Raw genomic sequence first — 21213 nt, 5'->3', positions numbered from 1 at the left:
CCGTGCGGATGCCGTGCGGTTGGCGGCCGTGGTGCGGACCGCATGCCCGGCGCGGGGCGGGCCGCGTCAGCCGGCGAGCATCCTCTTGACGGCCGCGGCCACCCGGCCGCCCTCGGCGCGGCCCGCCACCTTCGGGTTGACGATCTTCATGACCGCGCCCATCGCCCGGGGGCCCTCCGCGCCCGCCGCCCTGGCCTCCTCGACGGCCTGGGTCACGATGCCGTTCAACTCGTCGTCCGTCAGCTGCTGCGGCAGGTAGGCGTCGAGGATCGCCCCCTCCGCCTTCTCGCGGTCCGCCTGCTCGGCACGACCGCCCTGGGCGAAGGCCTCGGCCGCCTCGCGGCGCTTCTTCGCCTCCTTGGCGATCACCTTCTGGACCTCGTCGTCGGAGAGCTCACGCGCCTCCTTGCCCGCGACCTCCTCCTTGGTGATCGCGGAAAGGGTCAGCCGGAGCGTCGAGGAGCGCAGCTCGTCGCGCGCCCTGATCGCCTCGGTGAGGTCTTCCTGCAGCTTGGACTTGAGCGTGGTCATGCGTCGATTGTGGCAGGCGGGTGCCCCGGCGTGCCCGCGCATTTCCCGGGAGCGCGCCGGACTGCCACGCGGGGCGACCCGGGGATGCCGGCCGGCCGGCCATCGCGTCGCGGTCCGGGACGGCAGCCGCCGCGCGGCTCCGACCAACCGTCCTCTCCCCCGCGGCCTCGGCCCGCCCGGCGCCCGCAAGGTGCTCGACACGTCGTGGCCGTTTCCGAGTGGCGCCCAGGTCGGCCCACGGCCACCGGCCGTGGACAGCCTGCGCGCATGCCGGTCCGCCACGTCGCCTTCGACACCCGCCGCTGCCAGTTGCCGGGGCTCGCGGGGTCGGCGGCCCTGGCGGCGGGCGGCACGGCCGTCGGCGCCCTGTCCGTGGGCGATGTGCCGGCACCGCACTCGGGAGCGGCCGTACTCGGCCTGACCGCGGCGTACTTCGGGCTGGTGCTGCTGGTGGCGGCCTGGGCGCTGCTCGGCGTGGCGCTGATGGCGCTGTGCCTCCCGGAGCTCGCCCGGCACTGCGGCGCCGACCCGCGCGGCGCCGTATGGCTCGGCGGACTCAATCCGCTGGTACTGCTGCACCTGGTGAGCGGCACCCACAACGACGCGGTCATGCTGGGCCTGCTGGGCGCGGGCCTCGTCGCGGCGCCCGGCCGGCGGCCGGTCGTCAGTGCCGTACTCGTCACCCTCGCCGCGCTGGTCAAGGCACCGGCGGCGCTGGGTCTGCCCGCCGTGGCGCTGCTGTGGGCCCGGCACCGGCCCGGCCGTCGCCCCCGGTTGGGGGCCGTCGCCGCCACCGGCGGCGCGGCAGCAGCCACCACCGTCGTGGCGGCCGCCACCACCGTCGTAGCGACCGCGCCGGCCGGCACCGGATACGGCTGGACCGCCGCTCTCGACACCCCGGTGTCGCCGGGGAACTGGTCGATGACCTCGACCCTCGGCCGCCTCATCGGGTCCGCGCTGCGGAGCGCCGGCAGCGGGCTCGCGGAATCCGCCGTACCGGCCTGGCACTTGGCGGGACGCACCGCCACCGAGCTCGCCGTCCTCGTGTCCTGGAGGCGCCACCGGCTGCACCGGCCGGTGCACGCGGTCGGACTCAGCCTGGCCGCGGTGGCCGTCCTGGCCCCGCGATCCGGCCGTGGTACGTCTTGTGGGGCGTGTTCCTGATCGCCGCCGCGGCGCCCACGGGTTCGGTGCGTCCCAGGCGCGCGGCGGCTCTGCTGAGCGGACTCCTCGCTCTCGCGGTGATGCCGAGCGGGTTCGCGCCCGACCATAATCAGCTGTTGATCGCAGTTGGCGGAAGCACACTGGGGGTACTGGCGCTGTGGTGCGCATACAGGCTGACGGCACGAGCGGCAGACAGGGTTCCGCATCCGGAGGCACCCCTTCCGAAGGCGCCCCTTCCGGAGACACTCCCGCCGACGGGCCCCTCGCCCGCGGAACCTCCGTCGCCGCGCGACGGCGCGGTGCGGGACCCGCGCCGTCCGGTGGGCAGCACAGCGTGAGGATCCCCGCGACCACGCGGGGCCGCGTCCTGGCGGGCCTCGGCATGGCGGCGGTGGTGATCTTCTTCCTCGCGACCGTGCCCTTCCACCGGAACTGGTTCGACCTGCACGTCTACTACGGGGCGGTCAAGCACTGGATCGGCGGCGACCCGATCTACGACTACCTCAGGCCCGGAACCCACTACGGCTTCACATATCCGCCCTTCGCGGCGCTGTGCATGCTGCCGATGGCCCTCGTCGGCTGGCACAGCGCACTGGCGATAAGCCAGCTCATGAACGTCGCGGCCGCCGCAGTCGTCATCCACGTCTGCCTCGCCGCGACGATCCGCCGGGAGAGCCGCCACAGATGGTTCGCGTACGCCGTCGCGGCCTGCATGCTCGCCCTGCTGGAGCCCGTCCGGGACACCGTGAGCTTCGGCCAGGTCAACCTGCTGCTCCTCGCGCTGGTCCTCGCCGACTGCCGGCTGCTGGCCGCCGGGCGGGAACGCTTCCCGTCCCTCGGGCGGCTGGCCGGTCTCGGCATCGGCCTCGCCGCCGCGATCAAGCTCACCCCGGCGATCTTCATCTGCTACCTGCTGGTCACCCGCCGGTGGCGGGCGGCCGGGGTCGCCATCGGCACCGCGAGCGGTGCGACCCTCCTCGCGGCATGGGTGGCACCGACCGCGTCGCGCACGTTCTGGACCGAGGCGATGTGGAACACCGACCGGGTCGGTTCGCTCTCCTATGTCTCCAACCAGTCCTGGCAGGGCATGCTGGCCCGGCTCACCGAACCGTTCGCCGAGCCCAGCCGCGCCGTGTGGGCAGTCGGCGTACTGCTCCTGATGTGGCTGTGGGCCCGGCGGGCACGGCAGGCCGTCGCCGCGGGTGACGAGCTCGCCGGCTTCGCCTTGACGGGTATCGCCGCGTGCCTGGTGAGCCCGGTCACCTGGGTGCACCACCTCGTCTGGCTCATCCCGGCCCTCGCCGTACTCACCGACAAGGGGCTGCGGGCGGCGCCGGGTGGGCGGCGCCGGCGCAGGCTGCTGACCTGGGCCCTCGCCACCTACGCCATCCTGTGCAGCAGCATGGTGTGGTTGTGGCGCTGGAACGACGGCGGTGCGCCCGGGTTCCTGGGCGCCAACGCCTACGTGTGGATAGCGCTGCTCCTCCTCCTGCTCCTGCCGCTCGGGGGGCCGGGCACGGACGGGGACGGGCCGTATGCGGAGAGCGGGCCGTCTGCGACCATGGGCACATGCGCGCACGCTACGGCCTCCCCCTCAAAATCGGTGCCGGTGTCACGGCTCTCGGAGCAGCCGGCATCGCCTACGCGGCCGGGTTCGAAGCCCGCTCCTTCCGGCTCCGGCGGGTGACGGTCCCGGTTCTGCCGAGAGGGATGCGCCCACTGCGGGTGCTGCAGGTCTCCGACATCCACATGGTCTGCGGACAGCGAAAGAAGCGCGCCTGGCTGCAGTCCCTGGCGGGGCTGCGCCCCGACCTCGTCGTCAACACCGGCGACAACCTGTCGGACACCGACGGCGTGCCCGAGGTACTCGACGCCCTCGGGCCGCTGATGGAGTACCCGGGTGTGTACGTCTTCGGCTCCAACGACTACTACGGCCCGAAGCTGCGCAACCCGGCCCGCTATCTGATCGAGAAGGCCCAGGGCCGCCACGGGCTCAACGGCAACGCCCCGGCGGTGGGCGCCGTGCACAACCCGTGGGAGGGCCTCCGGGACGCCTTCGACGCGGCGGGCTGGATCGGGCTGAACAACGCGCGCGGCCGCCTGAAGCTCGACGGCGGCCTCGAGCTCGCCTTCACCGGAGTCGACGATCCGCACATCAAGCGGGACCGGTACGAGGAGGTCGCCGGCGGTCCCGACCGGACGGCCGACTTCTCGATGGCGGTCGTCCACGCCCCCTATCTGCGCTCTCTCGACGCCTTCACCACCGAGGGCTACCCCTTGATCCTCGCGGGCCACACCCACGGCGGCCAGCTGTGCATCCCGTTCTACGGCGCCCTGATCACCAACTGCGACATCGACACCGACCGGGTGAAGGGCCTGTCCACCCACAGGTCCGACGGCCTCGTCTCCTACCTGCACGTCTCCGCCGGCTGCGGCACCAACCGCTACACCCCGGTCCGCTTCGCCTGCCCCCCGGAGGCGACGCTGCTGACACTGGTGGCGCGGGACTGAGGGGAAGCGTGAGGAGGCTGAGGGGAAGCGCGGGCCGAATCAGCCGGCAACGCCGGCACGGACGGGCACCGGGCCAGGGACTTCGGATATGGGTGGGACTGCTGAGGCGCCACCCCTCCCCTCCTCCCCTCCGGCCGGGGACCGAGGCCGCTCTCACCGCTCCGCCCCAGGTGAGGACCCCGGGAAACCGGATTTCGTCTCCGGGCGCCGGTGGGCTAAAGTAAACGTCGTCGCCGCGACAGTAGCGACATCGGGGTGTGGCGCAGCTTGGCAGCGCGCTTCGTTCGGGACGAAGAGGTCGTGGGTTCAAATCCCGCCACCCCGACACAGGTCAGAGGCCCATTCGCGTGATTGCGAATGGGCCTCTGTCGTGCTCGGGGGGCCAAACGGGGGGCCAAACGAATTTGATCAGGCCACGGCGTCGCTCTCTTCGTCGCCCTCCGCGGCCTCCACTTCCTGATCTTCGGCGAAGATGTCATCCATCGCTTCGGCACCCTGCGTGATCACGGGCCGGAGCTGCTTGCGGTAGACCGCCTCTGTGGTCGCCTGACTGCTGTGACCGACCAAGAGCGCGATCCGCTCCAGGGGGATGCCGTGATCGGAGAGCAGGGACACGAAGCTGTGCCGGAGCTCCCGCGGCGTCCACTCAGGCTTCAGTCCGGCCTTCTTCACGATGGCCTTGAAGTCTCGCCGGACGTTGGCCGCGTCAAGCGGCTCGCCGCTCCGAGTCGTGAAGACACGGCCGGTCGGGCTCCACTCCATCCCCCTCGATGCTCGCTCCTGCTTCTGCCATCGCATGTGCTCTTCGAGCACTTCGACCACCTGCTTCGGCAGAGCGACAGTCCGGCGGCTCTTCCGGGTCTTCGTCTCACCGTGCTTTCGCACCGAGCGCCAGACGGCGACGTGCGGCGGTATGCCGTCCGTCGTCTCCAGGTAGACGTGATCCCAGGTGAGGGGCCGTGCCTCTTCGGTGCGGACTCCGCTCAGGAGCGAGAGCACGAGGTAGGCATAAAGCCGTGACGGACGCGCGGCGGTGAGCACGGCCTTCGCCTGCTCCAGGTTCAGCGCCTTGCTCGGACGGCCGGGGCGCCCTTCCGGTGCGGTGACGAGTAGGGCGACGTTCCGCGCAGCCTTGTCCCTGCGCTGAGCGTGCGCGATGGAGCGGCGCAGGACGGCGAGCAGGTCACGCAGGCTTCGAGTCGCGAGGAATTCCGCCCTGTCGTCCAACCAGTCGTCCACGTCGTCCGCGCTGAGTTCCTTCAGCTTGGCCTTGCCGATGAACGGGATTAGGTGCTTGCTCGCCATCGAGCGGTTCTTGCCGATGGTGCCCTTCTCGTCGCGCCCCTTCAGCCCGCGCTCCAACCAGTCGTTCACCGCGTCGGCCACGGTGTAGTTGGCCGGCGCCTTGACGCCCGTCTGCACCTCCTTCTTCAAGTCCCGGATCTTCTGGCGCACTTCGGTCTTCGTCTTGCCGTACACCTTCGGTCGACGGCGCTTGCCGTTCGGGGCGTACCCCAGCGAGACGGCGCCCACGTAGCTCTTCTTGGCGGGGTCCCAATAGATCGTGTCTGCACCGTGGCCAGCCCTTTGGGCGCGCTTCGGAGTCTCGGTCATGTTCTGTTGTGCCTCCATGGGACAGGGCCGCGCCCTGACGGGCGCGGCCCTGTGGAACTGAGCTGATGGGAGGTTCAGGCGGTGGCCTCTGCCTCGCGCTTAAGGAGTTCGACGTACTGCGCGATGTACTCCGGCGGCACGAGTCGGCGACGGCCGATGCGGACGGTCTGAAGTCGTCCGAGGCGTATCTCCTCGTAGACCATCGAGCGTCCGATCCTGAGAGCCTTGGCGGCCTCTTCGGGGCGGTAGAGGAGCTGTTCGGCAGGTTCAGCAACCGTGGTCATGCGGCGGTGCCTCCTCGGCAGGGTTCCGGGGGCGGTGGCCCCCTTCCTGTCAGGTCCGCTACTTCCGCTACCTCCGCTACCGCCCTGGTCAGGGGTGTGATCGAGGTAGCGGATAGGGGTGCGGGTAGCGGATGGAGCCGCTACCGGCCCCGGGATCGTGGCCGCGGGGCGGGTAGCGGATGGGGCGTTGCGGTAGCGGATGCGGAGCGGCTTGCCGCTACCCGGAAACCGCCTCTGAGCTGCCCGGTAGCGGAGGTAGCGGAAGTAGCGCACTTTCCGCGGGGGGTGGGCAGTAGCGCTGCCACGCGTCGTGCAGATCGCTCGCGTAGTAGCCCTTCATGACGCTCCCCCCGGCCTTGATGTTGCGGGCCGCGATGGGGGCGTTGTCCGCGGTCATGTACTCCCGCAGCATCCGCGACAGCCCGCGAGCATCGAGCGGCTTACCGCTCATGTCCGCCCACGGTGCCTCTTCGAGGCTGTGCAGCCTGTCGAGGATGGCGACGGTGGGCAGACGGTCGATGCCGTTGAACACGTAGTCGCGCAGGTCGGTCAACAGCCGGATACCGACGCTGCCCTTATCGCTGGTCTTGGCCGCGTTCACCAGCTCGATGCACGCGGCGCGGGCCCGCTCCGGCCACGCGCCGCCCGCCGCGTCCGCGATGGCGAGCAGCGGTTCCCACACGTCCGCGGGCCGGTCGCTGATGCCCTCCGGCAGTGCCGGGAACACCCCGTCGACCAGGTGGCGCACGGACTGCGCCCACGTGGAGAGCCGGTCGCGCAGCGCGTGCCCCTCCTTCTCGTGGATGCGCTGCCGGAACGGCTCCACCCGCTCGTTCGGTGCGCGGCGGCGCATGCGGACGATGACCGAGCGCGTGAGGATCGTGTCCGGCAGCGAGCCGAGTCCAGCGACCGCGACTCCGCAGAACGACGGGAACTCCTGTACCTGCTGGTTGGAGCCGTCACCCACGCAGCGCCACATGACGCCGGAGCGGCGGTGACCTGCGTTCAGGAAGCCACGGAGCTGTTCGTTCTCTCCGGCCTTGGGCCCGAATACGGTGTCGATCTCGTCAAACAGGATCGTGGGCCGTCCCTCCATCCCCGAGACCGCGCGGAAGAGCGCGGAGGCGGAGGCGTTGACCGCGACCATGGGTTGCGGGACGAGGGTTTCCACGATCTCCAGCGCGCGGGACTTGCCCGAACCCGGCTCCGGCGACAGGAACGCGAGCCGCGGTGTGGAGTCGAAGCAGTCGAGCAGGTGCGCGTGTGCGTCCCACAGCGTCACGGCGACGTACGCGGCTTCGAGAGGGAAGATGTTGAAGCGGCGGTGGAAGGCTTCCACCTCATCGAGCAGTGCGGAGCCGTCCATGGCGGGTGCCGGCGGGTTGGCGCTCATGCCGCCTGCCTCCCTTCCTGGTTGATGCGGAGCGGGCAAACGTCGCGGTGGGCGGTGTGGTCTTCGATCAGGGCGAGAACCTTCGCGTGACCAACGGCGCTGCGGTCCCTGCCGCATAGGCACTTCGAGGTGGCCGTAGGGACGGCGCCGCGCGGTGCGGAGATGCACAGCCACGCGATCGGGTTCCTGCCGTCTCCCTGGCGCGGGTCAGGACGAAGAGCAGAAGGGACGCCCTTACGGGCGGCGCCTTTCGGCTCGCCCACGGCCGGAGCGAGCGCGGCTTGTGCAGCGGCGCGCGGGCCGGTGGGAGTTGCGGGAAGGCTCTTCAGTTGGGGGCGGAGCCGGGTACTCATGCCGCCCTCCGCTGACCGTTGCGGGCAATCGACCAGTTCAGACCGCTACGAATGGTCGCCTCACACGATCGCGGCGACAGACCGGCCTGCTCCCCCGCCCACTGAAGAGCCTCCTCAACCTGCCCCCTGGGAAGGTCGCCCCACGCGATAAACCGCCCCAGGGCTCGCGCCGCCCGGAGCAAGGTGGCGTTGCGCTCGCCCTCGGGGGCCGCTCGAACGCTCGCGGTTTCCGCGTTCAAGCCCGCTGCGGCATAGCTGGACGCCCGCACGGACGCCGGTGTAGGCATTAGTGCCCGCGAAGACTGACGGGCCGTCAGGCTGGTGTACACCCACTCCGGCAGGGGCGCGGGCGGCATGTCGTTGACGACCGCGTAGGCGCCCGTGGGGGTGAGGCTGCCGGGGGCAACGACGTAGCCACCCCACGCGCGGGTGTCGATGCGCTTGCCGAGCCGTCCGGCCGTGTTGCCGAGCCGGACGCCGGGCGGGACGGTGAAGTACAGGTGGACCCCGCCGCTCGCGGTCCGCACCGTGCGTGTGGTGGGGACGGCGTGCCCGGCGCGCTCGCAGAGCGCCGTGAAGGTCGTCACGCCGTTAGGCGTGTCCGTACTGCTCTTCCGCTTGGGCATGTCGAGGTCGACGACGACCAGCCCGGACGGGCCGGTCGCGATGCCGACGTTGAACGGCAGGTCGCCCCACGCGCGGCGGATGCGGTCCGGGTCGATGGTGGCGCGCTCTTCCCACTTGCGGTGACCGCCCGCGCAGTCCCCAATGCCGGGGCAGACGTCCTCACCGTGCAGGGCCGGACGCTTGTCGCCGGGACGCAGCGGGAGGACGGCCCATCCGCGTTCCGCGGCATCCAGGGCGGCGAACAGGAGGTGACGGTTCATGCCGTCACCCCCGTCGCGCTCGATGGGGTGGCCAGGGCCGGACGGCCCTCGCCGAAGTTCGCTCGTTGGGTCATGCTGGATATCTCCTGCTCTCTTGGAGGGACTGGAGAACCGGGGCGGGCGCAGGCTTGTGGTGAGACGGCGCCCGCCTCGGGCGTAGCTAGCCGTGGAAGTGACTGCGCTTGAAGACGGCCTTGCGGATGTTGACCGTGGTCCCGCCCTTGTGGCCGCTCGCGCTGAAGACCTGCACGGCGATGAAGCCGCCGAAGATGACGGCGGCGAGGATGACGAGCTGGGTGATGAGCGCGGTCAGCGCGGTGATGAACGCGGTCAGCAGGAACATCCCGCCGCACACCGCGGCGAACCCGACGCCCCCGAGAGCGATGTTCACCGCCGCGCGGGAGACGGGCGGCTTGTGCGTGACCGGCTCGGGCTGCACGGGGGTGATGGCGTAGCCGGTGACGACGCGGCCATCGGGCAGGACGACGCTCGCCACCGCCGGGATTCCGCCGGTCCGCACAGGCACGAGCGGCGCCGTGGGCGCGGGCGTGATCGGGGTGGGGTGGTGGAGGCCCCTGGCCGCCGTGTCGTACGCGGCCGGGAGGCGAGTGGATTCGTTCACGGTCGTGGCCTCCGGTCAGTTGCCGAGTCGGGTGATGGCGTCGGCGGACGCCTGCACGAGGTTGTGGATGGGCTCGTACGCGCCGGTCCCGGCGGCGAAGAACCCGAAGAGGAACAGCACGATGGCGGCGCCCCCTCCGGCGGACTTGGTCTTGACGGCGAGAGCGGACGCGGCGCCGAACAGGAGCACGGCGGAGATGTTGAGGATCATCGGGAGCCTTCCGGTCAGGGGGTGTGGGTACCGGCGCGGTAGATGCGGGCCCAGCGGTTGTAGAGCCAGCGGCCGACGCGTATGCGCTTGCCGGTGGCCTTGCAGCGGCGGCAGTCCTTGCCGCGCTTCATGCGGCCCTTGCGGTCGGTCTTCATGGCGAAGCCCCAGCCGTTGCACTTGCGGCAGTTGCCGAACGGGGAAGCAGCGCACACGGCGATGTAACACAGCGTTACGCCAAGAATCAGGGTGATAGCGAGCAGGACAGGGGTCATGACGGGCCCTTCCAGGCGGGTTCCAGGGGTTTCCGCAGATGGGCCGCTATCCGCTAGCGGCCTGATCAGAGCGAGTTTGGGGCGCTAGCGGGGCCGCTAACGTTAGCGGGGGTTGCCGCTAGCGCTAGCGGCCCCGGAGCCTCAGCCCGCGTCCCGCTTCCCGTCACGCTCCGCAATCGTGGTGACGATGTGGGAGCGGTCGATGCCGCGCCGATTGACGACCTTGCCCTTCACTCGGCGGCCCACCTGGATCGTGGAGACGCCGTGCGGCTTCAGAGCCGCGGCCAGTCCCTCGGGGTCCCATCCGTCGTAGACCTCCTCGCGCAGCTCTGCGAGACGGGCAACGACGGTCTCGGACCACACCTTGGGCTCATCGGCCGGCACCACGGCGAGGATGTCGCGCAGCAGGTCATACGCGCTGGTCACCGGCTCGGATGCCTCGCCGAGCGCATGACCGGACAGGGTGCCCGCTTCCTCGCGCAAGCGGCGGGCACGGGCGCCGATGGCTTCGGCACCCTGGCCGTCGACGTAGACGGAGCGCACAATCCGGGCGTCGGAGCCTTCACCGACGAAGTAGTGAATGCCCTTGTCACCCCAGGCGAACATGGTCGCCCGCACCCCGCGCTTGTAGGCGGACGTGCCAAGCACCATGTCGTTTTCGAGCTGACCCATGACCTTCAGGCACCAACGAGCCGACGCGTTCGCGCTGATGCCGGTGGGCAGCGCCTTGGCGTCCGGGCGCTGCGTGGCGAGCAGCAGCACGATGCCGGTGGCCGGACCGCGCTTGACCAGGTCGGTTGCGATCTCCTCGAACTCCTTGGCGTGCTCGGGGTGCTCGAAGAGAACCTGGCACTCATCCACCCCGATCACGATCGGGTGCAGCCCCAGGGAGCGCTTGTCGGCAAGCGCGCTGGTCACCTTCGACTCCGGGCAGACATCCCGCGGCAGCGAGCGGATCACCTTGGTACGCCGCCGCAACTCCTCGCGCAGCGCGCGGAAGTCGTTCAGGCAGTAGGTGATGGACTCGTCGTCGTCGCCCGCGGCGTGCCGGTGGGAGACGGCGTCGCCGACCGGGTCGAGGTCGCCGGTGCCCTTCATGTCGTAGGTGTGGAGCTCCGCCCGCGGGTCGAGAGCGGCGATGAGCAGCAGCAGGCGCAGCAGGAACGTCTTGCCCATGCGCGGGATGGCGCCGATGACGCCCGCGATGTACATGAGCGTGGCTTCGACCCAGCGTCCGCGCTGGTCAGTGCCGTAGGCGACCGGCTTGAACAGATCCACGCTGCCGGACTTGAGCAGCGGCCACTTGGGCTGCTTCGCCTTGGACATGTCCTGATCACCGACCCACAGCACGAGATGTCCGGTGTGCTCATCCGGTACCGCCTCGGGCCACACACACCCCAGCGGCCGGCGCAGGCCGGAAGCGAGCCGGTCGCGACGCTCGATCACGTCCGTCACCGTGACGCCGTAGGGGAGGTTGCCCTCCGCCCGCCATCCGGGGCCGTCGCGGGTGATCGGGGCGGTGAACTCGAACCCGTCGCGTCCCTTGGACTGCGCCTGGTTGATGGCCGGGATACCCAGCGCACCCAGCGCACGCAGCACGATGTCACTGGTGAGCTTGACCGCCTTGGGCAGCTCCACCGCGCGGTGGATGACCGGGGCATCCGCCTGCTGACCGGCGAACCCGAGCGCCATCACGACCGCGCCCACCGAAACCGCCTGAAGCCAGTCGGGAGCAAGCACGTACATCGCGAGCACGGCACCCAAGCCAACGAACATCGCGAGCACCGCCACGAGGGTGCGCAGTCGGACGCGTCCGTCGCGCTGCCGCGACAGCTTCAGGTACTCCGCGGCATCCTCACGCCGGACCGCGGCGAGTCGGACCGGCTCCCCCTCGCGGTCGGCCACCCACCGCATCGTGCCGCCCACGAACCGCGCGGCACCGGACGGGGCTTGCAGGGCGAGCCGGGCGGCGTAGACCGGGGCACGCAGCGCGTGATACCCGGCGGCATGGGCGTAGTGGCGGGCCACCCACGCCGTGGCGGTCCGCAGCTCCACCACCGACCGCAGCCACTCGGGAACGACCGCCCGGCGGTGCGCGCCAGCGAGCCGACCGAGGTAGCCCGGACCGGTGGCGGTCGGGGCCGGTTGGTCGACCATCACGGGTGCGGTCGGGTCGGGCGACTCGGTACCCGACCGGTCCGCGCCGGAGTCGGCCGACGGGTCGGAGTCGGGTCGGGCAGTCGGGTCGGCCGACTCCGTACGGGCCGACCGTGCCTTGTCGAGGTCGACTACCTCGCCCCCGGAGTCGGCCGACATCTCGGCTTCGAGTCGGTTGAAGAGTTCGTTCTCGTCGTCGGGGTGCTTCACTGAGATTCCCTTCCAAGGGGAGGAAAGCGGGGTCCGGCCGTCGCTGTAGGAGGTGGGCGGACGGACCCCGCCGGATCGTGGTGCGGGGTGTTCAGGCGGCGCGCTGTTCCTCGGGGTAGGCGCAGGGCACGCACATGCCGACTGAGGTAGGGATGACGTATCCGGCGTCCTGTCGGCAGGCGGGGCATGTGCGGCGGGCCCGGTTCGCCTTGGCGAGCGCGGCCCACTTCCCTGGTGTCATCGGTCGGACGGGCTTGGCGCGGTCTACGCGGTAGAGGTAGGCGACCAGCGGGCCACGCCGGTAGCGCGGGCGCATGATCTGCGCTGCGATGGACTGCCCACCGGGCCGTAAGCCGCGGGCCCGTAGCTGCCGTTTGGTGGCGAGTCCGTCGGGGGCGTAGCGCCACGGGTAGGTGGGCAGTCCGTGCCTTGCGCCGGTCGGGTCGAAGCACTTGGCGAACATCAGGCAGCCTCAGCCGTCGTGCCGTCGCCCTCCGGGTCGTCCACGGAGTGCAACGGACGGCCGTTGGCACGCTCTGCCTTCAACTGCTCGCGCAGCTTTCGGGCGTTGGCCTGCGAGACATGAAGCGTGGTGCGCAGACGGTCCGCGGTCAGCTCCGCCTCGGTCCACTCTGTGGTGACCGTGCGCGCCTCGGTCAGCGCCTCCTCGAAGGTGCGCTGTGCCTTGGTCTTGCCCTTGGCCGGGGTGCGGCGGCGCGGGCGCGGCTTGGCGTCAGCCGGTGCCGGCGGATTGTCCGCCGGGGGCGGTGCGGGCATCTCCTGCTCAGCAGCGGGGGCCAGGTCGCCCATGCGCAGCATCACGCGCTCGCGCCGCGGGGTCTTCGAGCGCCACTTTCGGCCGTAGCGCTCGCGCAGGTCCGCACGGGCCAACTGCCGTTCCTTCTCCCGCGCCAGTGCCTCGGAGTAGGAGGTGACCTCCCACAGCGTCATGCGCCGCCACAGCGCGAACGTGGAGGGAAACGCCAGCAGCCAGCGAGAGAACCGGATCTTCTCCATCCGGCGACCGGTGGCCGCGCCGATCCGCACGGCGTAGATGTGCGCGCCGATCTCGGAGAACACCACCCACAGCAGCGGCATCGTGCCGTGCGCGACCTTGGCCCACACGCCGTGCCCGGCGGCAACGTTCAGCCCGCAGGTGATCAGGGTGAGCGCCCAGGGCACGAACCGCACCCACGCAAGCGCCATATCCATGCGGATCAACAGCAGGTTGGCCACGGTGAACACCGGGATGGCCACGTCGATACCGACCGGCAGCATCCACGGCTCGCCGAACCCCCAGCGAGCCGCGGCAGACGAGACCGCGTCGAAGGAAGAGATCAGACCGAGTGCGCCGACTCCGGCCGCGGCGAGCGCGCCGATACCGGCGAGCCCCATTTCCGGGCGGGTCAGCGGCGGCACGGCCGAAGACTCGACGGTCTGCACGGTCGTCATGCCGCACCCCCGGCCAACACCGGGGCGACGATGTCCGCGTAGCCCGTCAGACGGACCACCGCGCCCGCGTAGTCGACGGCCGTGCGCAGGACGCGCGTACGGCCGTCGCTCTGCTCGCGGTAGGTCACGGCGTCCTGGACGATACCCAGGGCCTCCCGCCATGTCTCGAAGCCCGGCAGGTCGTCGTAGAACGTCAGCTCCAACCGCTCTGGGTAGACGGTGGACACCTGCACCGACGGTGCCGACAGATGCCCGAAATCCGCGGCCAGCAGGCGCAGCGCGCGCAGCGGCACGGCCAGATCGTCCAGCGTCAGCGCGTCGCTCATGCCGCCACCCCCTTGCGCGCCGTGCGGCGACGGATGGGGCGGGTCAGCGGGACGGCGTCGAACAGGTCCGGGTTCTCCTCGATGACCTGCGCGGCCATGCGGATCAGGTCGTCGGGAAGGTCCGGATCGTCAGCGAGGATGTCGCGCGCCGCGTCCAGGCGGGCCGCGCGCTCCTGCTCGTTCTCGCCCTCGACACCCAGCCACAGTTCAACCGGGGTACCGAGCGCGAGTTCCGCGAACTCATCGGTGGTGACGGCCAGGTGGCGGCCGATGTAGGTACGCATGGAAGGCTCCTGATGGGAGGGACAGGGGAGCCGGAGCAGCTGCAGGCGTGTTGGTGAGACGGCGCCTGCTCCGGGAGAACCCCCGCCGCGAGCGCGGCAGGGGAAAGCGCCCCGGCCGGGAGTCGAACCCGGCCTACGACCATCGGGGCGGCAGTGCTTGCCTCCTTCATCGCGACCGCGCTCCCGTGTCAGGTAGAGCTGTCCGGCCTCGAAGTAGGCGTATGGAGACGTGACCTTTCGGTCTAAGCCCTCCGGTTAATGACAAGGCGCCGGGTCGCCTCCCCCCGTCCGATGCGGGGCTCCTGATCGTGCGGTCTTGCAGGTCAAGCACTTGCAGACACAGCCAGCGAAGCCCTTGCGGGCTCGCCGTACCAATGCGTAACAGCATGTACTAGCACGTGCCATCGCGCAAGAGTCCCGCGCAGACCTCGTGCTAGGTCGTACTAGGGGTGGGTACGCTCGATGGCGTGATGAGCGCTGATATCTCGAAAGACGACCCCAGACCGGAGTCCGAGCAGGCGGCCGACATCCTGCGGCAAGAGATCTTGTGTGGCGACATCAAGCCGGGGGCCCATGTGGGTTCCGTGCGAGACTTGGCTACGCGGTTCAAGATCTCGGGAATGACGGTGCAGCGAGCCCTTGCGATCCTCCGTGAGGATGGGCTCATCCTGACCACGTCGCGCGGCAGCTACGCTCGCGATCCGCAGCAAGCCGCCGAAGGCAGCGAAGCCGACGCGGGTGTCGACCTTCCCGAAGTCCTGCGTCAGCTCGAACATCTCACCTCCCAAGTCTCGGAACTTCGGGGCAGGCTCGAAGCGCTCGAAAGCCGCTCCGCGCCGAGTGCCTGATCTGCAACCAGCATGCGTGGAACGGGAGTTGAGAGGTAAGTGACAGCCCGGGGACAGCAGGGCGGAGGAGGGGACATGTCCGGTGACACCCCTTTGTCACCTTCCCTGTCCCCCCGGCTCACGCGCGAGACTCGGAGCAGGTACTCGGAGGAGGGCGCATGACTGACGACAGGCCCACATGGGCGCGGCGCATCGCTGCCGAACGAGCGGCCCGTGACTGGTCGCAGCGTGACGCCGTAAGGGCACTGCGCGGGCACGCTCCTACAGAGCTGCCCGCGGAAGACAGCATGATTCGCCAGTGGAAGCGCTGGGAGTCAGGCCAGATGCCGAACGACTTCTACCAACCGATCATCGCAGCCGTCTTCGGCACCGTGACGCACGCACTCTTCCCGGCGCCTTCCCGGCGGGACGGGGACACAGAGATCCTGGCAGCGTCCGGCATGGAGACGCTGGAGATCGTGAGCCGTCTCAACCGGTCGGACATCGACAACGCCACGCTCGATGCTCTGCGGATCACGGCGGACCGGCTTTCTTCGGAGTACCCGTTCATGCCGAGCGAACAGCTCCTCATCGAGGGGCGCCAGTGGCTACGCCGTGTTGTCGACCTCCACAAGAAGAGCCTCACGCTCGCGCAGCACCGCGAAGTACTCGCTCTGTCCGGTTGGCTCGCTCTGCTGGTCGGATGTGTCGAGTACGACACGGGCGACCGTCACGCAGCAGAGTCGACGCGACAGGCTGCGCTCTCGCTCGCGACCGAGGCTGACCATGCGGAGGTTGCCGGGTGGGCGCACGAGATGCGGGCATGGTTCGCCCTCACGACTGGCGACTACCGCGGCGTCATCGCGGCGGCGCAGGCCGGAGCCGAGACGGCCGCACACCACGGCGTGGCCGTGCAACTCGCTGCCCAGGAAGCCAAGGCATGGGCGCGACTCGGAGACCGCCGGCAAGTCGAGGTCGCCTTGGACAAGGGGCGGCGAATGCTCGAAGGAATGCCGCACCCCGAGAACCTGGACAATCACTTCGTGGTGGACCCCGCCAAGTTCGACTTCTACGCCATGGACTGCTACCGCCTGGTTGGTGAGGACAAGCTTGCGCGCACGCTCGCCGAAGAGGTGCTGAGGGTAGGAACGGACTTCGACGGCACTGACCGCTCGCCAATGCGTAACGCTGAAGCTCGCGTCACGCTGGGCGTCACGGCGGCACGTGAGGGTGACTTGGAACAGGCACTGATCATGGGTGCACGGGCCCTCGAAGGCGACCGGCAGTCGGTCCCGTCGCTCATCATGACCAGCCGTGAGCTTGCCGCCGAAATGAAACGCCGGTACTCCTCCGAACCGGCCGCGCGAGAGTACCTCGCCCGACTGCATGCGCTCGGACAGGAAAAGCCCGGCTTTCTACCACGGTGATCACAACGAGCTGCGCCACCATCGGAGACAGGCGGGAGCTCGCGAAATTACGAACTACCCCTTTCCCTCGAATTCGCTTCGAGCACTCGAATCAACCCCTCAGCTTCTCGCATGTAGGCCGTCTTCCAATGAAGTTCGACAAAGACGGCAGCCTTCGCACGCAACACCCATGGATCGACCGGTCTAACTAGATAGTCAACGCCGCCAGCGGCATAGCCACGAAAGCTGCTATGCCCCCCGTCCATGTCTGTGAGAAAGATGACCGGAATATCCCTGGATTCCGGTACGAGTTTGATTTGAGCAACAGTCTCGTATCCACTCATCTCGCCTTGAAGCTCCACCGAGACAATAATCAGGGAGACGCCGCCTTGCGAACTAAGGCGGAGTGCCTCCCCTCCTGTAGAAGCGAAAACTAGATCCTGATCCAACGGCTCCAGGGTTGCTCTCAAGGCAGTTGCGTTCGCAGCGTCAGATTCCACGATCAATATTTGCGACTTGGGCGGCTCCTTCTCCGCAAGCCGAGCTTCCACAGGGTCAGCATCAGAATCGCCTTCCATGGACGCGAGCCGCTGCTCTAGTAGGTCGCACCGGCTCTCTGCCTCCAAGTGGCGCGCCTGTACCGCGACTAGCTCTTCTTCAAGCTGGCGGATCGCCTCCAAGAGTTGATCACGCTCAGCTTCGAGCTCGTCAAACCTCACCCGTTGAAGTTCCAGCTCCTTAGTTAGTCGCGCGCCCTCTCGAATTCTTGAGGATTCGGACTCGCTGAGCTGAACTTGCAGGTCTGCGATACGGCGCTGACGCGCCTGAAGGGCTTCCATCAGCATTTCTTGCTGCAGGGCAGTTGCTCGCGCATCGCGGTCAGCCTCGGCCAACTGGTCCTCAAGAAGTTGAACTGCATGCATCGGTGCGCTACTTGCTTTCAAGGCGCTCCTGTGCACTTCACGCAACACATTCATCGCGTCAGGGGTGGGGGCCTTCCCCATCTGCTCCGCGACGTCGTTAATCAGATCGGCAACGAACTCCCAAGGCGGGATCCGTGAGCCGTTCAAGAAGCGCGACACCGAGCCTGGGTCGCGATGTCGCCTAGCTGCGTACCGACGCACCGAGATACCGAGACCAGAAAAAATACTCCTAAGGGCTTCAGATAATGCTCGCCCTTCTTCAGAAAGATCGCTCGCCAACGGCAGCAATTCTCCCATGCCTCCACCCCCTCAGCGTTGCCACCCCGATGGCAACGCTGTTGCAGCTGTTGCAACACCTAGCGGTAGCGGCAGCCTGATCCTCACTCACCACCGCCGCATAGCAGAAAGGTACAACGGCATGCACCCGCGCCTACGGCGAATCGACCTGATCGCATTCTTGGCAGTGCTCACCACCGGCAGCGCTCTCGTAGCCCTCGGAGTCGAACCTCAGTCTGTAGCAACGCTCGCAGTCGGACTGTCGAGCCTCTACTCGGCCTGGGTAGGGCTCGGGCGCCAACCCGAGCATGTCAAGACACAGGAGGCAGGCGACCGCACCGCTGAGCGGTCCGGTCAGGAGAGTGGCAAGGCCAGGATTGAATGAACGGCCTTCAGGTATCGCATGCGGGGTAGTCGTGTCGGGATGCACCACCAGCCCGAGCGAGGGCCGGCGGGCCTTCACCTGAGCCCAGTTGCCGCCTGAAGGGCGGTCAATCGGGGGGCCAAACAGGGGGCCAAACGAGCCGAACACCTGGGGACTGTCGTGGACGGCCATGGACACAGAGCAGTGCGAATGACCAGGCCCAAATCCCCCACACGAGGTAGCACGGGCGGCTGATCGCGTTCGGGACGAAGAGGTCGTGGGTTCAAATCCCGCCACCCCGACAGCCGAAACAGCAGGTAGACCACCTGGGAACGTCCCTAGGTGGTCTTCTTGTTTCGACCTGCGTGTCTATCTGAGTGACTACCGCTTTCGCGTGCCTATGGCCGCCGCTCCTGCGCTCCGAAGATCCCGTCCATGACCACGGCCCCGGTCTGGATCACGGGCCGGATCTGCTTCCGGTAGACCTCCTCGGTCACGGCGGTCCCGGAGTGCCCGACGAGCCGGGAGATCTCCTCCAGCGGGACGCCCCGGTCGGAGAGCAGCGAGACGAAGCTGTGTCGGAGCTCCCGGGGCGTCCACTCGTCTGCGTCGATCCCGTCGACGTTCTTGAGCGCCTGGCGGAAGGCCCGACGGACGTTGGCCGCGTCGAGCGGCGTGCCCACGGCCGAAGAGAAGACGAGCCCGTGTTCCTCCCACTTCTCTTCGGCGGCCAGACGATCCCAGCCCTGGTCTTCGAACTGCTGCCACAGAGCCTCCACGCAGCGAGCCGGTAGAGCGAGCGTCCGCCGCGACTTCCGGGTCTTGGTGTCGCCGCTTCGCCGGACCGAGCGCCAGACGGCGATGTGCGGAGGCTGGGCAGGATCGAAGTCCGGCCGGCCCGTCAGGAAGACGTGATCCCAGGTGAGGGCCCGAAGCTCCTCGGTACGGGCGCCGGTCAGCAGCGCGACGACGATGTAGGCGTACATCGAGGTCCCCTCCGCGCCCTTGAGCACGGCTTCTGCCTGGACGAACGTGAGCGCCTTCGACGGGCGACCCGCCCGGCCCTGGGGCACCGAGCACAGCTCGACGACGTTGCGCTTCACCTTGTCCCGCGCCATGGCCCGCTTTACGGCCCGGTTCAGGCACGAGTGGATCGCCTGGAGGGTCCGGGTGCTGAGCGTCTTGGCCTTGACGGCGAGCCAGCGATCAACGTCTTCCGCGCTGAGATCACGGAGCTTCCGAGCACCGAGCGACGGAATCACGTGCTTCCGGCTCAGAAGAGTGGACGTTTCGACGGTGCTGAGATCGAGGCCCGTCAGGCCGTAGGTGAGCCAGTCCGTCACCGCGTCCTTGACCGTGTAGTTGGTGGGCGCGATCGCCAAGCCGTCTTCGTGGTCCCGCAGTACCTCCTTGAGCTTGTTCTTCGCCTCCGTCTTGGTCCTGCCACTCCCCCGCTTGACGATGCGCTTGCCGCTCGGATCGAAGCCGAGGTTCGCCGTGGCAATCCAGCGTTGTCTCTTCTCGTCCCAGTGCAGGCCGCCGTCACCGCGGCTACGGCGCTTGGTCATCAGGCGGCCCGCCTCATCTGTGCGGCGATGAAGTCCCCGAGGGCGGATGCCGGAATGCGCCGGCACCGGCCGATGGCGACGGAGGGCAGACGCCGGGTGCGGATCAGGTCGTAGACCGTCGACCGGCCGACTTTGAGCCGTGCCATGACATCGGCCACGGTCAACAACTCCTCGTCACGCATGGGTTGGTTCTCCTTCCGTTCCGGGGGCGGGTTCGAGGGATGCGGCGAGCCAGGCTTCGCCGCGGGACAGGCCGGTGCCGGCGAAGACCCAGTGCGCGAGGACGAGCGTGGTTTCGCCGTCCTGCAGGACCGGCGGGGCCGCTTGGGCACGGCGCCATTCGGCGCGGGCGTCGCGGAGCGCGCCGAGGGTGGTGGAGTAGCGGCGGGACTTGGTGGAGAAGTGGCCGCGGAAGCCGAGCATGTGGGCCCAGGCCCGCAGCCGGAGGTCTGCCAGTGCGGGACGGGCGCCGAGGGCCCAGGCGGTGCGGATCATGCGCCGGGCGTGGTCGGTGATCTGGGCTTGGGCCAGCTCGGCGAGGAACTTCAACGGCCGGTCCAGGGTGCCGGTCGCCGTCTCGGCGCCCTTGGTGGCGTACTTGGCGATGTACGCCGCCACGGCTCGCTCGGTCAGCTCCTGGCCGCCGTCGAAGTCGGCGGTGCGGATCGTGCGGACGTCGAGCTGTCGGCCGAAGACGAAGGTGTGCGACCGGCCGTCGACCGTCGGACCGTTGACGCGAGCGGCGGCCGCCGCGGCCCGTATGGCATCGGTCAGCAGCTCGGCGGTGGCCCAGGTGGGGGCCGGTGAGTCACCGCCCTCCGGGCCGTCGAGGCGGATCACGGCGTGGAAGTGCACCGCGCCGCGCTTCTGGTACTCGGCCACCTTCGCGAAGGAGATCCGGGCGTGGTCCCGGAACGCCCGCTGTGTGAGGCCGACGCGCTTGGCGACCTCCCGGCGGAGGTAGATCGTGAAGCGCCGCCACAGGGCACCGGCGTGCGCGTTCCACAGCACGGCCGCTTCGTAGTCGTAGGTGTCGGGGTCGAGGGGCGTGCCCAGGGCGGTGTCTGCGTCGTCGTGCCGGACGCCGCAGCGGCAGTGCCGGCCGCTGGAGGGACGGTTGTGGACCGGGCCGAAGCCGGGAGCGGTGAAGGTGGCGAAGACGCGCGGGTGGGTGGAGACCTGTTCGGGAGTGCCCTTGCCGCCGCGGAGCCCGGCGGTGATCAGGTGGTAGGTGTCGCGGCGGTAGGCATCGGCGCAAGCCGCGCACCGGGTGGCACGGCGGTTGTTGCAGCGGACGAGGAGCTGACCGGCGGGCAGGGCCGACGAGTCCAGGTGGTGCAGGACGCGGCCGATCTCGCCCGTCGTCCGGTCCACCGCGAGCTCGGTGCGGTGGCCGTCGAGACGTACGGGGCGGGTGCAACCGCCCAGGCCGGACAGCTGGCGGGCCAACTCGGGCAGGGTGCCGAGAGAGGCCAACGTGGAGAGTTCCGCCAGCGGGGGCGGAGTCTGCCGGGTGATGATGGGAATTCCTTTCGGCTGTTGCGACGGTTGGGAGGCGGCCGGCGGGGCGGCGGGATGC

Annotated in this window: 21 protein-coding genes, 1 tRNA gene and 1 pseudogene; 6 read left to right on the top strand and 17 right to left on the bottom strand. The window is 69.2% G+C overall.

The window, feature by feature from the left end; genetic code table 11:
- Positions 1-66 precede the first annotated feature (66 nt).
- Positions 67-531, bottom strand: a complete 465-nt coding sequence (locus DDW44_RS16270) for a GatB/YqeY domain-containing protein (protein ID WP_018891923.1) — start codon at positions 529-531, stop codon at positions 67-69.
- A gap of 267 nt (positions 532-798) precedes the next feature.
- Between DDW44_RS16270 and mptB the strand changes: the two are divergent.
- From mptB to DDW44_RS16250, 4 genes and pseudogenes are all read left to right on the top strand, one after another.
- Positions 799-1883, top strand: a pseudogene (gene mptB / locus DDW44_RS16265) (polyprenol phosphomannose-dependent alpha 1,6 mannosyltransferase MptB); the annotation flags it as partial.
- 146 nt (positions 1884-2029) lie between these two features.
- Positions 2030-3382 carry a glycosyltransferase 87 family protein gene (locus tag DDW44_RS16260; RefSeq protein ID WP_108906901.1) on the top strand — a complete coding sequence of 451 codons (1353 nt, stop codon included), beginning with the start codon at positions 2030-2032 and terminating at the stop codon, positions 3380-3382.
- Positions 3265-4206 (top strand): metallophosphoesterase, encoded by a 942-nt coding sequence (locus DDW44_RS16255; RefSeq protein WP_026165280.1) that lies wholly within the window; start codon positions 3265-3267, stop codon positions 4204-4206. Before DDW44_RS16260 ends, DDW44_RS16255 begins: the two co-directional genes overlap by 118 nt.
- 251 nt (positions 4207-4457) lie before the next feature.
- Positions 4458-4531 (top strand) — tRNA-Pro (locus DDW44_RS16250).
- A gap of 83 nt (positions 4532-4614) precedes the next feature.
- Here the strand turns inward: DDW44_RS16250 and DDW44_RS16245 are convergent.
- From DDW44_RS16245 to DDW44_RS16185, 12 genes are all read right to left on the bottom strand, one after another.
- Entirely contained in the window at positions 4615-5820 is a 1206-nt protein-coding gene (locus tag DDW44_RS16245; RefSeq protein ID WP_108906900.1) for a site-specific integrase, read from the bottom strand.
- A 74-nt stretch (positions 5821-5894) separates the two neighbouring features.
- The gene (locus DDW44_RS16240; RefSeq protein ID WP_108906899.1) at positions 5895-6104 is read right to left on the bottom strand and encodes a helix-turn-helix domain-containing protein; all 210 of its coding nucleotides are present in this window, start codon (positions 6102-6104) and stop codon (positions 5895-5897) included.
- 217 nt (positions 6105-6321) lie between these two features.
- Positions 6322-7497 carry a DUF3631 domain-containing protein gene (locus DDW44_RS16235; protein WP_108906898.1) on the bottom strand — a complete coding sequence of 392 codons (1176 nt, stop codon included), beginning with the start codon at positions 7495-7497 and terminating at the stop codon, positions 6322-6324.
- 349 nt (positions 7498-7846) lie between these two features.
- Positions 7847-8737: a bifunctional DNA primase/polymerase gene (locus DDW44_RS16225; RefSeq protein WP_108906897.1), complete on the bottom strand. Its 891-nt coding sequence runs from the start codon at positions 8735-8737 to the stop codon at positions 7847-7849.
- A 160-nt stretch (positions 8738-8897) separates the two neighbouring features.
- Positions 8898-9359 (bottom strand): hypothetical protein, encoded by a 462-nt coding sequence (locus DDW44_RS16220; RefSeq protein WP_108906896.1) that lies wholly within the window; start codon positions 9357-9359, stop codon positions 8898-8900.
- 15 nt (positions 9360-9374) lie between these two features.
- Positions 9375-9569 (bottom strand): hypothetical protein, encoded by a 195-nt coding sequence (locus DDW44_RS16215; protein ID WP_018891930.1) that lies wholly within the window; start codon positions 9567-9569, stop codon positions 9375-9377.
- A 14-nt stretch (positions 9570-9583) separates the two neighbouring features.
- Complete coding sequence (locus DDW44_RS16210) at positions 9584-9841, bottom strand: hypothetical protein (protein WP_108906895.1); 258 nt, start codon at positions 9839-9841, stop codon at positions 9584-9586.
- 141 nt (positions 9842-9982) lie between these two features.
- A complete protein-coding gene (locus tag DDW44_RS16205; protein ID WP_208647967.1) occupies positions 9983-12208 on the bottom strand; it encodes a cell division protein FtsK in 2226 nt (741 codons plus the stop codon).
- Between the two features lie 91 nt (positions 12209-12299).
- Positions 12300-12671, bottom strand: coding sequence for an RRQRL motif-containing zinc-binding protein (locus DDW44_RS16200; protein WP_108906894.1), 372 nt, complete (start codon positions 12669-12671; stop codon positions 12300-12302).
- On the bottom strand, positions 12671-13660 hold the full coding sequence (locus DDW44_RS16195; RefSeq protein ID WP_108906893.1) for a DUF2637 domain-containing protein: 990 nt from the start codon (positions 13658-13660) through the stop codon (positions 12671-12673). The genes DDW44_RS16200 and DDW44_RS16195 overlap by 1 nt, the downstream gene beginning before the upstream one ends.
- On the bottom strand, positions 13657-13986 hold the full coding sequence (locus DDW44_RS16190; protein WP_108906892.1) for a hypothetical protein: 330 nt from the start codon (positions 13984-13986) through the stop codon (positions 13657-13659). Before DDW44_RS16190 ends, DDW44_RS16195 begins: the two co-directional genes overlap by 4 nt.
- A complete protein-coding gene (locus DDW44_RS16185; RefSeq protein ID WP_108906891.1) occupies positions 13983-14270 on the bottom strand; it encodes a hypothetical protein in 288 nt (95 codons plus the stop codon). The genes DDW44_RS16190 and DDW44_RS16185 overlap by 4 nt, the downstream gene beginning before the upstream one ends.
- Positions 14271-14740: 470 nt before the next feature.
- Here DDW44_RS16185 and DDW44_RS16180 point away from each other — a divergent pair, with 470 nt between their 5' ends.
- Entirely contained in the window at positions 14741-15118 is a 378-nt protein-coding gene (locus DDW44_RS16180) for a GntR family transcriptional regulator (protein ID WP_146207028.1), read from the top strand.
- 158 nt (positions 15119-15276) lie between these two features.
- Positions 15277-16524 carry an NsdA family TPR-like regulatory protein gene (locus DDW44_RS16175; protein ID WP_108906889.1) on the top strand — a complete coding sequence of 416 codons (1248 nt, stop codon included), beginning with the start codon at positions 15277-15279 and terminating at the stop codon, positions 16522-16524.
- Positions 16525-16571: 47 nt separating this feature from the next.
- On the opposite strand, the gene DDW44_RS16170 is transcribed toward DDW44_RS16175, so the two are convergent.
- The 4 genes from DDW44_RS16170 to DDW44_RS16155 form a co-directional block, all read right to left on the bottom strand.
- Positions 16572-17723 (bottom strand): response regulator, encoded by a 1152-nt coding sequence (locus DDW44_RS16170; RefSeq protein WP_108906888.1) that lies wholly within the window; start codon positions 17721-17723, stop codon positions 16572-16574.
- 741 nt (positions 17724-18464) lie between these two features.
- On the bottom strand, positions 18465-19634 hold the full coding sequence (locus DDW44_RS16165) for a site-specific integrase (protein ID WP_108906887.1): 1170 nt from the start codon (positions 19632-19634) through the stop codon (positions 18465-18467).
- Positions 19634-19816, bottom strand: coding sequence for a helix-turn-helix domain-containing protein (locus DDW44_RS16160; RefSeq protein WP_108906886.1), 183 nt, complete (start codon positions 19814-19816; stop codon positions 19634-19636). The genes DDW44_RS16165 and DDW44_RS16160 overlap by 1 nt, the downstream gene beginning before the upstream one ends.
- Positions 19809-21110 carry a replication initiator gene (locus DDW44_RS16155; protein ID WP_167455499.1) on the bottom strand — a complete coding sequence of 434 codons (1302 nt, stop codon included), beginning with the start codon at positions 21108-21110 and terminating at the stop codon, positions 19809-19811. The genes DDW44_RS16160 and DDW44_RS16155 overlap by 8 nt, the downstream gene beginning before the upstream one ends.
- Positions 21111-21213 lie beyond the last annotated feature (103 nt).

The sequence above is a fragment of the Streptomyces tirandamycinicus genome (assembly GCF_003097515.1).
Taxonomy (GTDB): Bacteria; Actinomycetota; Actinomycetes; order Streptomycetales; family Streptomycetaceae; genus Streptomyces; species Streptomyces tirandamycinicus.
Note: the sequence above shows the minus strand (reverse complement) of the source record. Positions and strands in the feature narration are given on the sequence as shown.

Excerpts from the sequence above, each read along its gene's own strand:
- DDW44_RS16270 (WP_018891923.1), bottom strand. The coding sequence starts at position 531 with ATGACCACGCTCAAGTCCAAGCTGCAGGAAGACCTCACCGAGGCGATC.
- DDW44_RS16255 (WP_026165280.1), top strand. The coding sequence starts at position 3,265 with ATGCGCGCACGCTACGGCCTCCCCCTCAAAATCGGTGCCGGTGTCACG.
- DDW44_RS16245 (WP_108906900.1), bottom strand. The coding sequence starts at position 5,820 with ATGACCGAGACTCCGAAGCGCGCCCAAAGGGCTGGCCACGGTGCAGAC.
- DDW44_RS16240 (WP_108906899.1), bottom strand. The coding sequence starts at position 6,104 with ATGACCACGGTTGCTGAACCTGCCGAACAGCTCCTCTACCGCCCCGAA.
- DDW44_RS16235 (WP_108906898.1), bottom strand. The coding sequence starts at position 7,497 with ATGAGCGCCAACCCGCCGGCACCCGCCATGGACGGCTCCGCACTGCTC.
- DDW44_RS16225 (WP_108906897.1), bottom strand. The coding sequence starts at position 8,737 with ATGAACCGTCACCTCCTGTTCGCCGCCCTGGATGCCGCGGAACGCGGA.
- DDW44_RS16215 (WP_018891930.1), bottom strand. The coding sequence starts at position 9,569 with ATGATCCTCAACATCTCCGCCGTGCTCCTGTTCGGCGCCGCGTCCGCT.
- DDW44_RS16210 (WP_108906895.1), bottom strand. The coding sequence starts at position 9,841 with ATGACCCCTGTCCTGCTCGCTATCACCCTGATTCTTGGCGTAACGCTG.
- DDW44_RS16200 (WP_108906894.1), bottom strand. The coding sequence starts at position 12,671 with ATGTTCGCCAAGTGCTTCGACCCGACCGGCGCAAGGCACGGACTGCCC.
- DDW44_RS16195 (WP_108906893.1), bottom strand. The coding sequence starts at position 13,660 with ATGACGACCGTGCAGACCGTCGAGTCTTCGGCCGTGCCGCCGCTGACC.
- DDW44_RS16190 (WP_108906892.1), bottom strand. The coding sequence starts at position 13,986 with ATGAGCGACGCGCTGACGCTGGACGATCTGGCCGTGCCGCTGCGCGCG.
- DDW44_RS16185 (WP_108906891.1), bottom strand. The coding sequence starts at position 14,270 with ATGCGTACCTACATCGGCCGCCACCTGGCCGTCACCACCGATGAGTTC.
- DDW44_RS16180 (WP_146207028.1), top strand. The coding sequence starts at position 14,741 with ATGAGCGCTGATATCTCGAAAGACGACCCCAGACCGGAGTCCGAGCAG.
- DDW44_RS16175 (WP_108906889.1), top strand. The coding sequence starts at position 15,277 with ATGACTGACGACAGGCCCACATGGGCGCGGCGCATCGCTGCCGAACGA.
- DDW44_RS16170 (WP_108906888.1), bottom strand. The coding sequence starts at position 17,723 with ATGGGAGAATTGCTGCCGTTGGCGAGCGATCTTTCTGAAGAAGGGCGA.
- DDW44_RS16165 (WP_108906887.1), bottom strand. The coding sequence starts at position 19,634 with ATGACCAAGCGCCGTAGCCGCGGTGACGGCGGCCTGCACTGGGACGAG.
- DDW44_RS16160 (WP_108906886.1), bottom strand. The coding sequence starts at position 19,816 with ATGCGTGACGAGGAGTTGTTGACCGTGGCCGATGTCATGGCACGGCTC.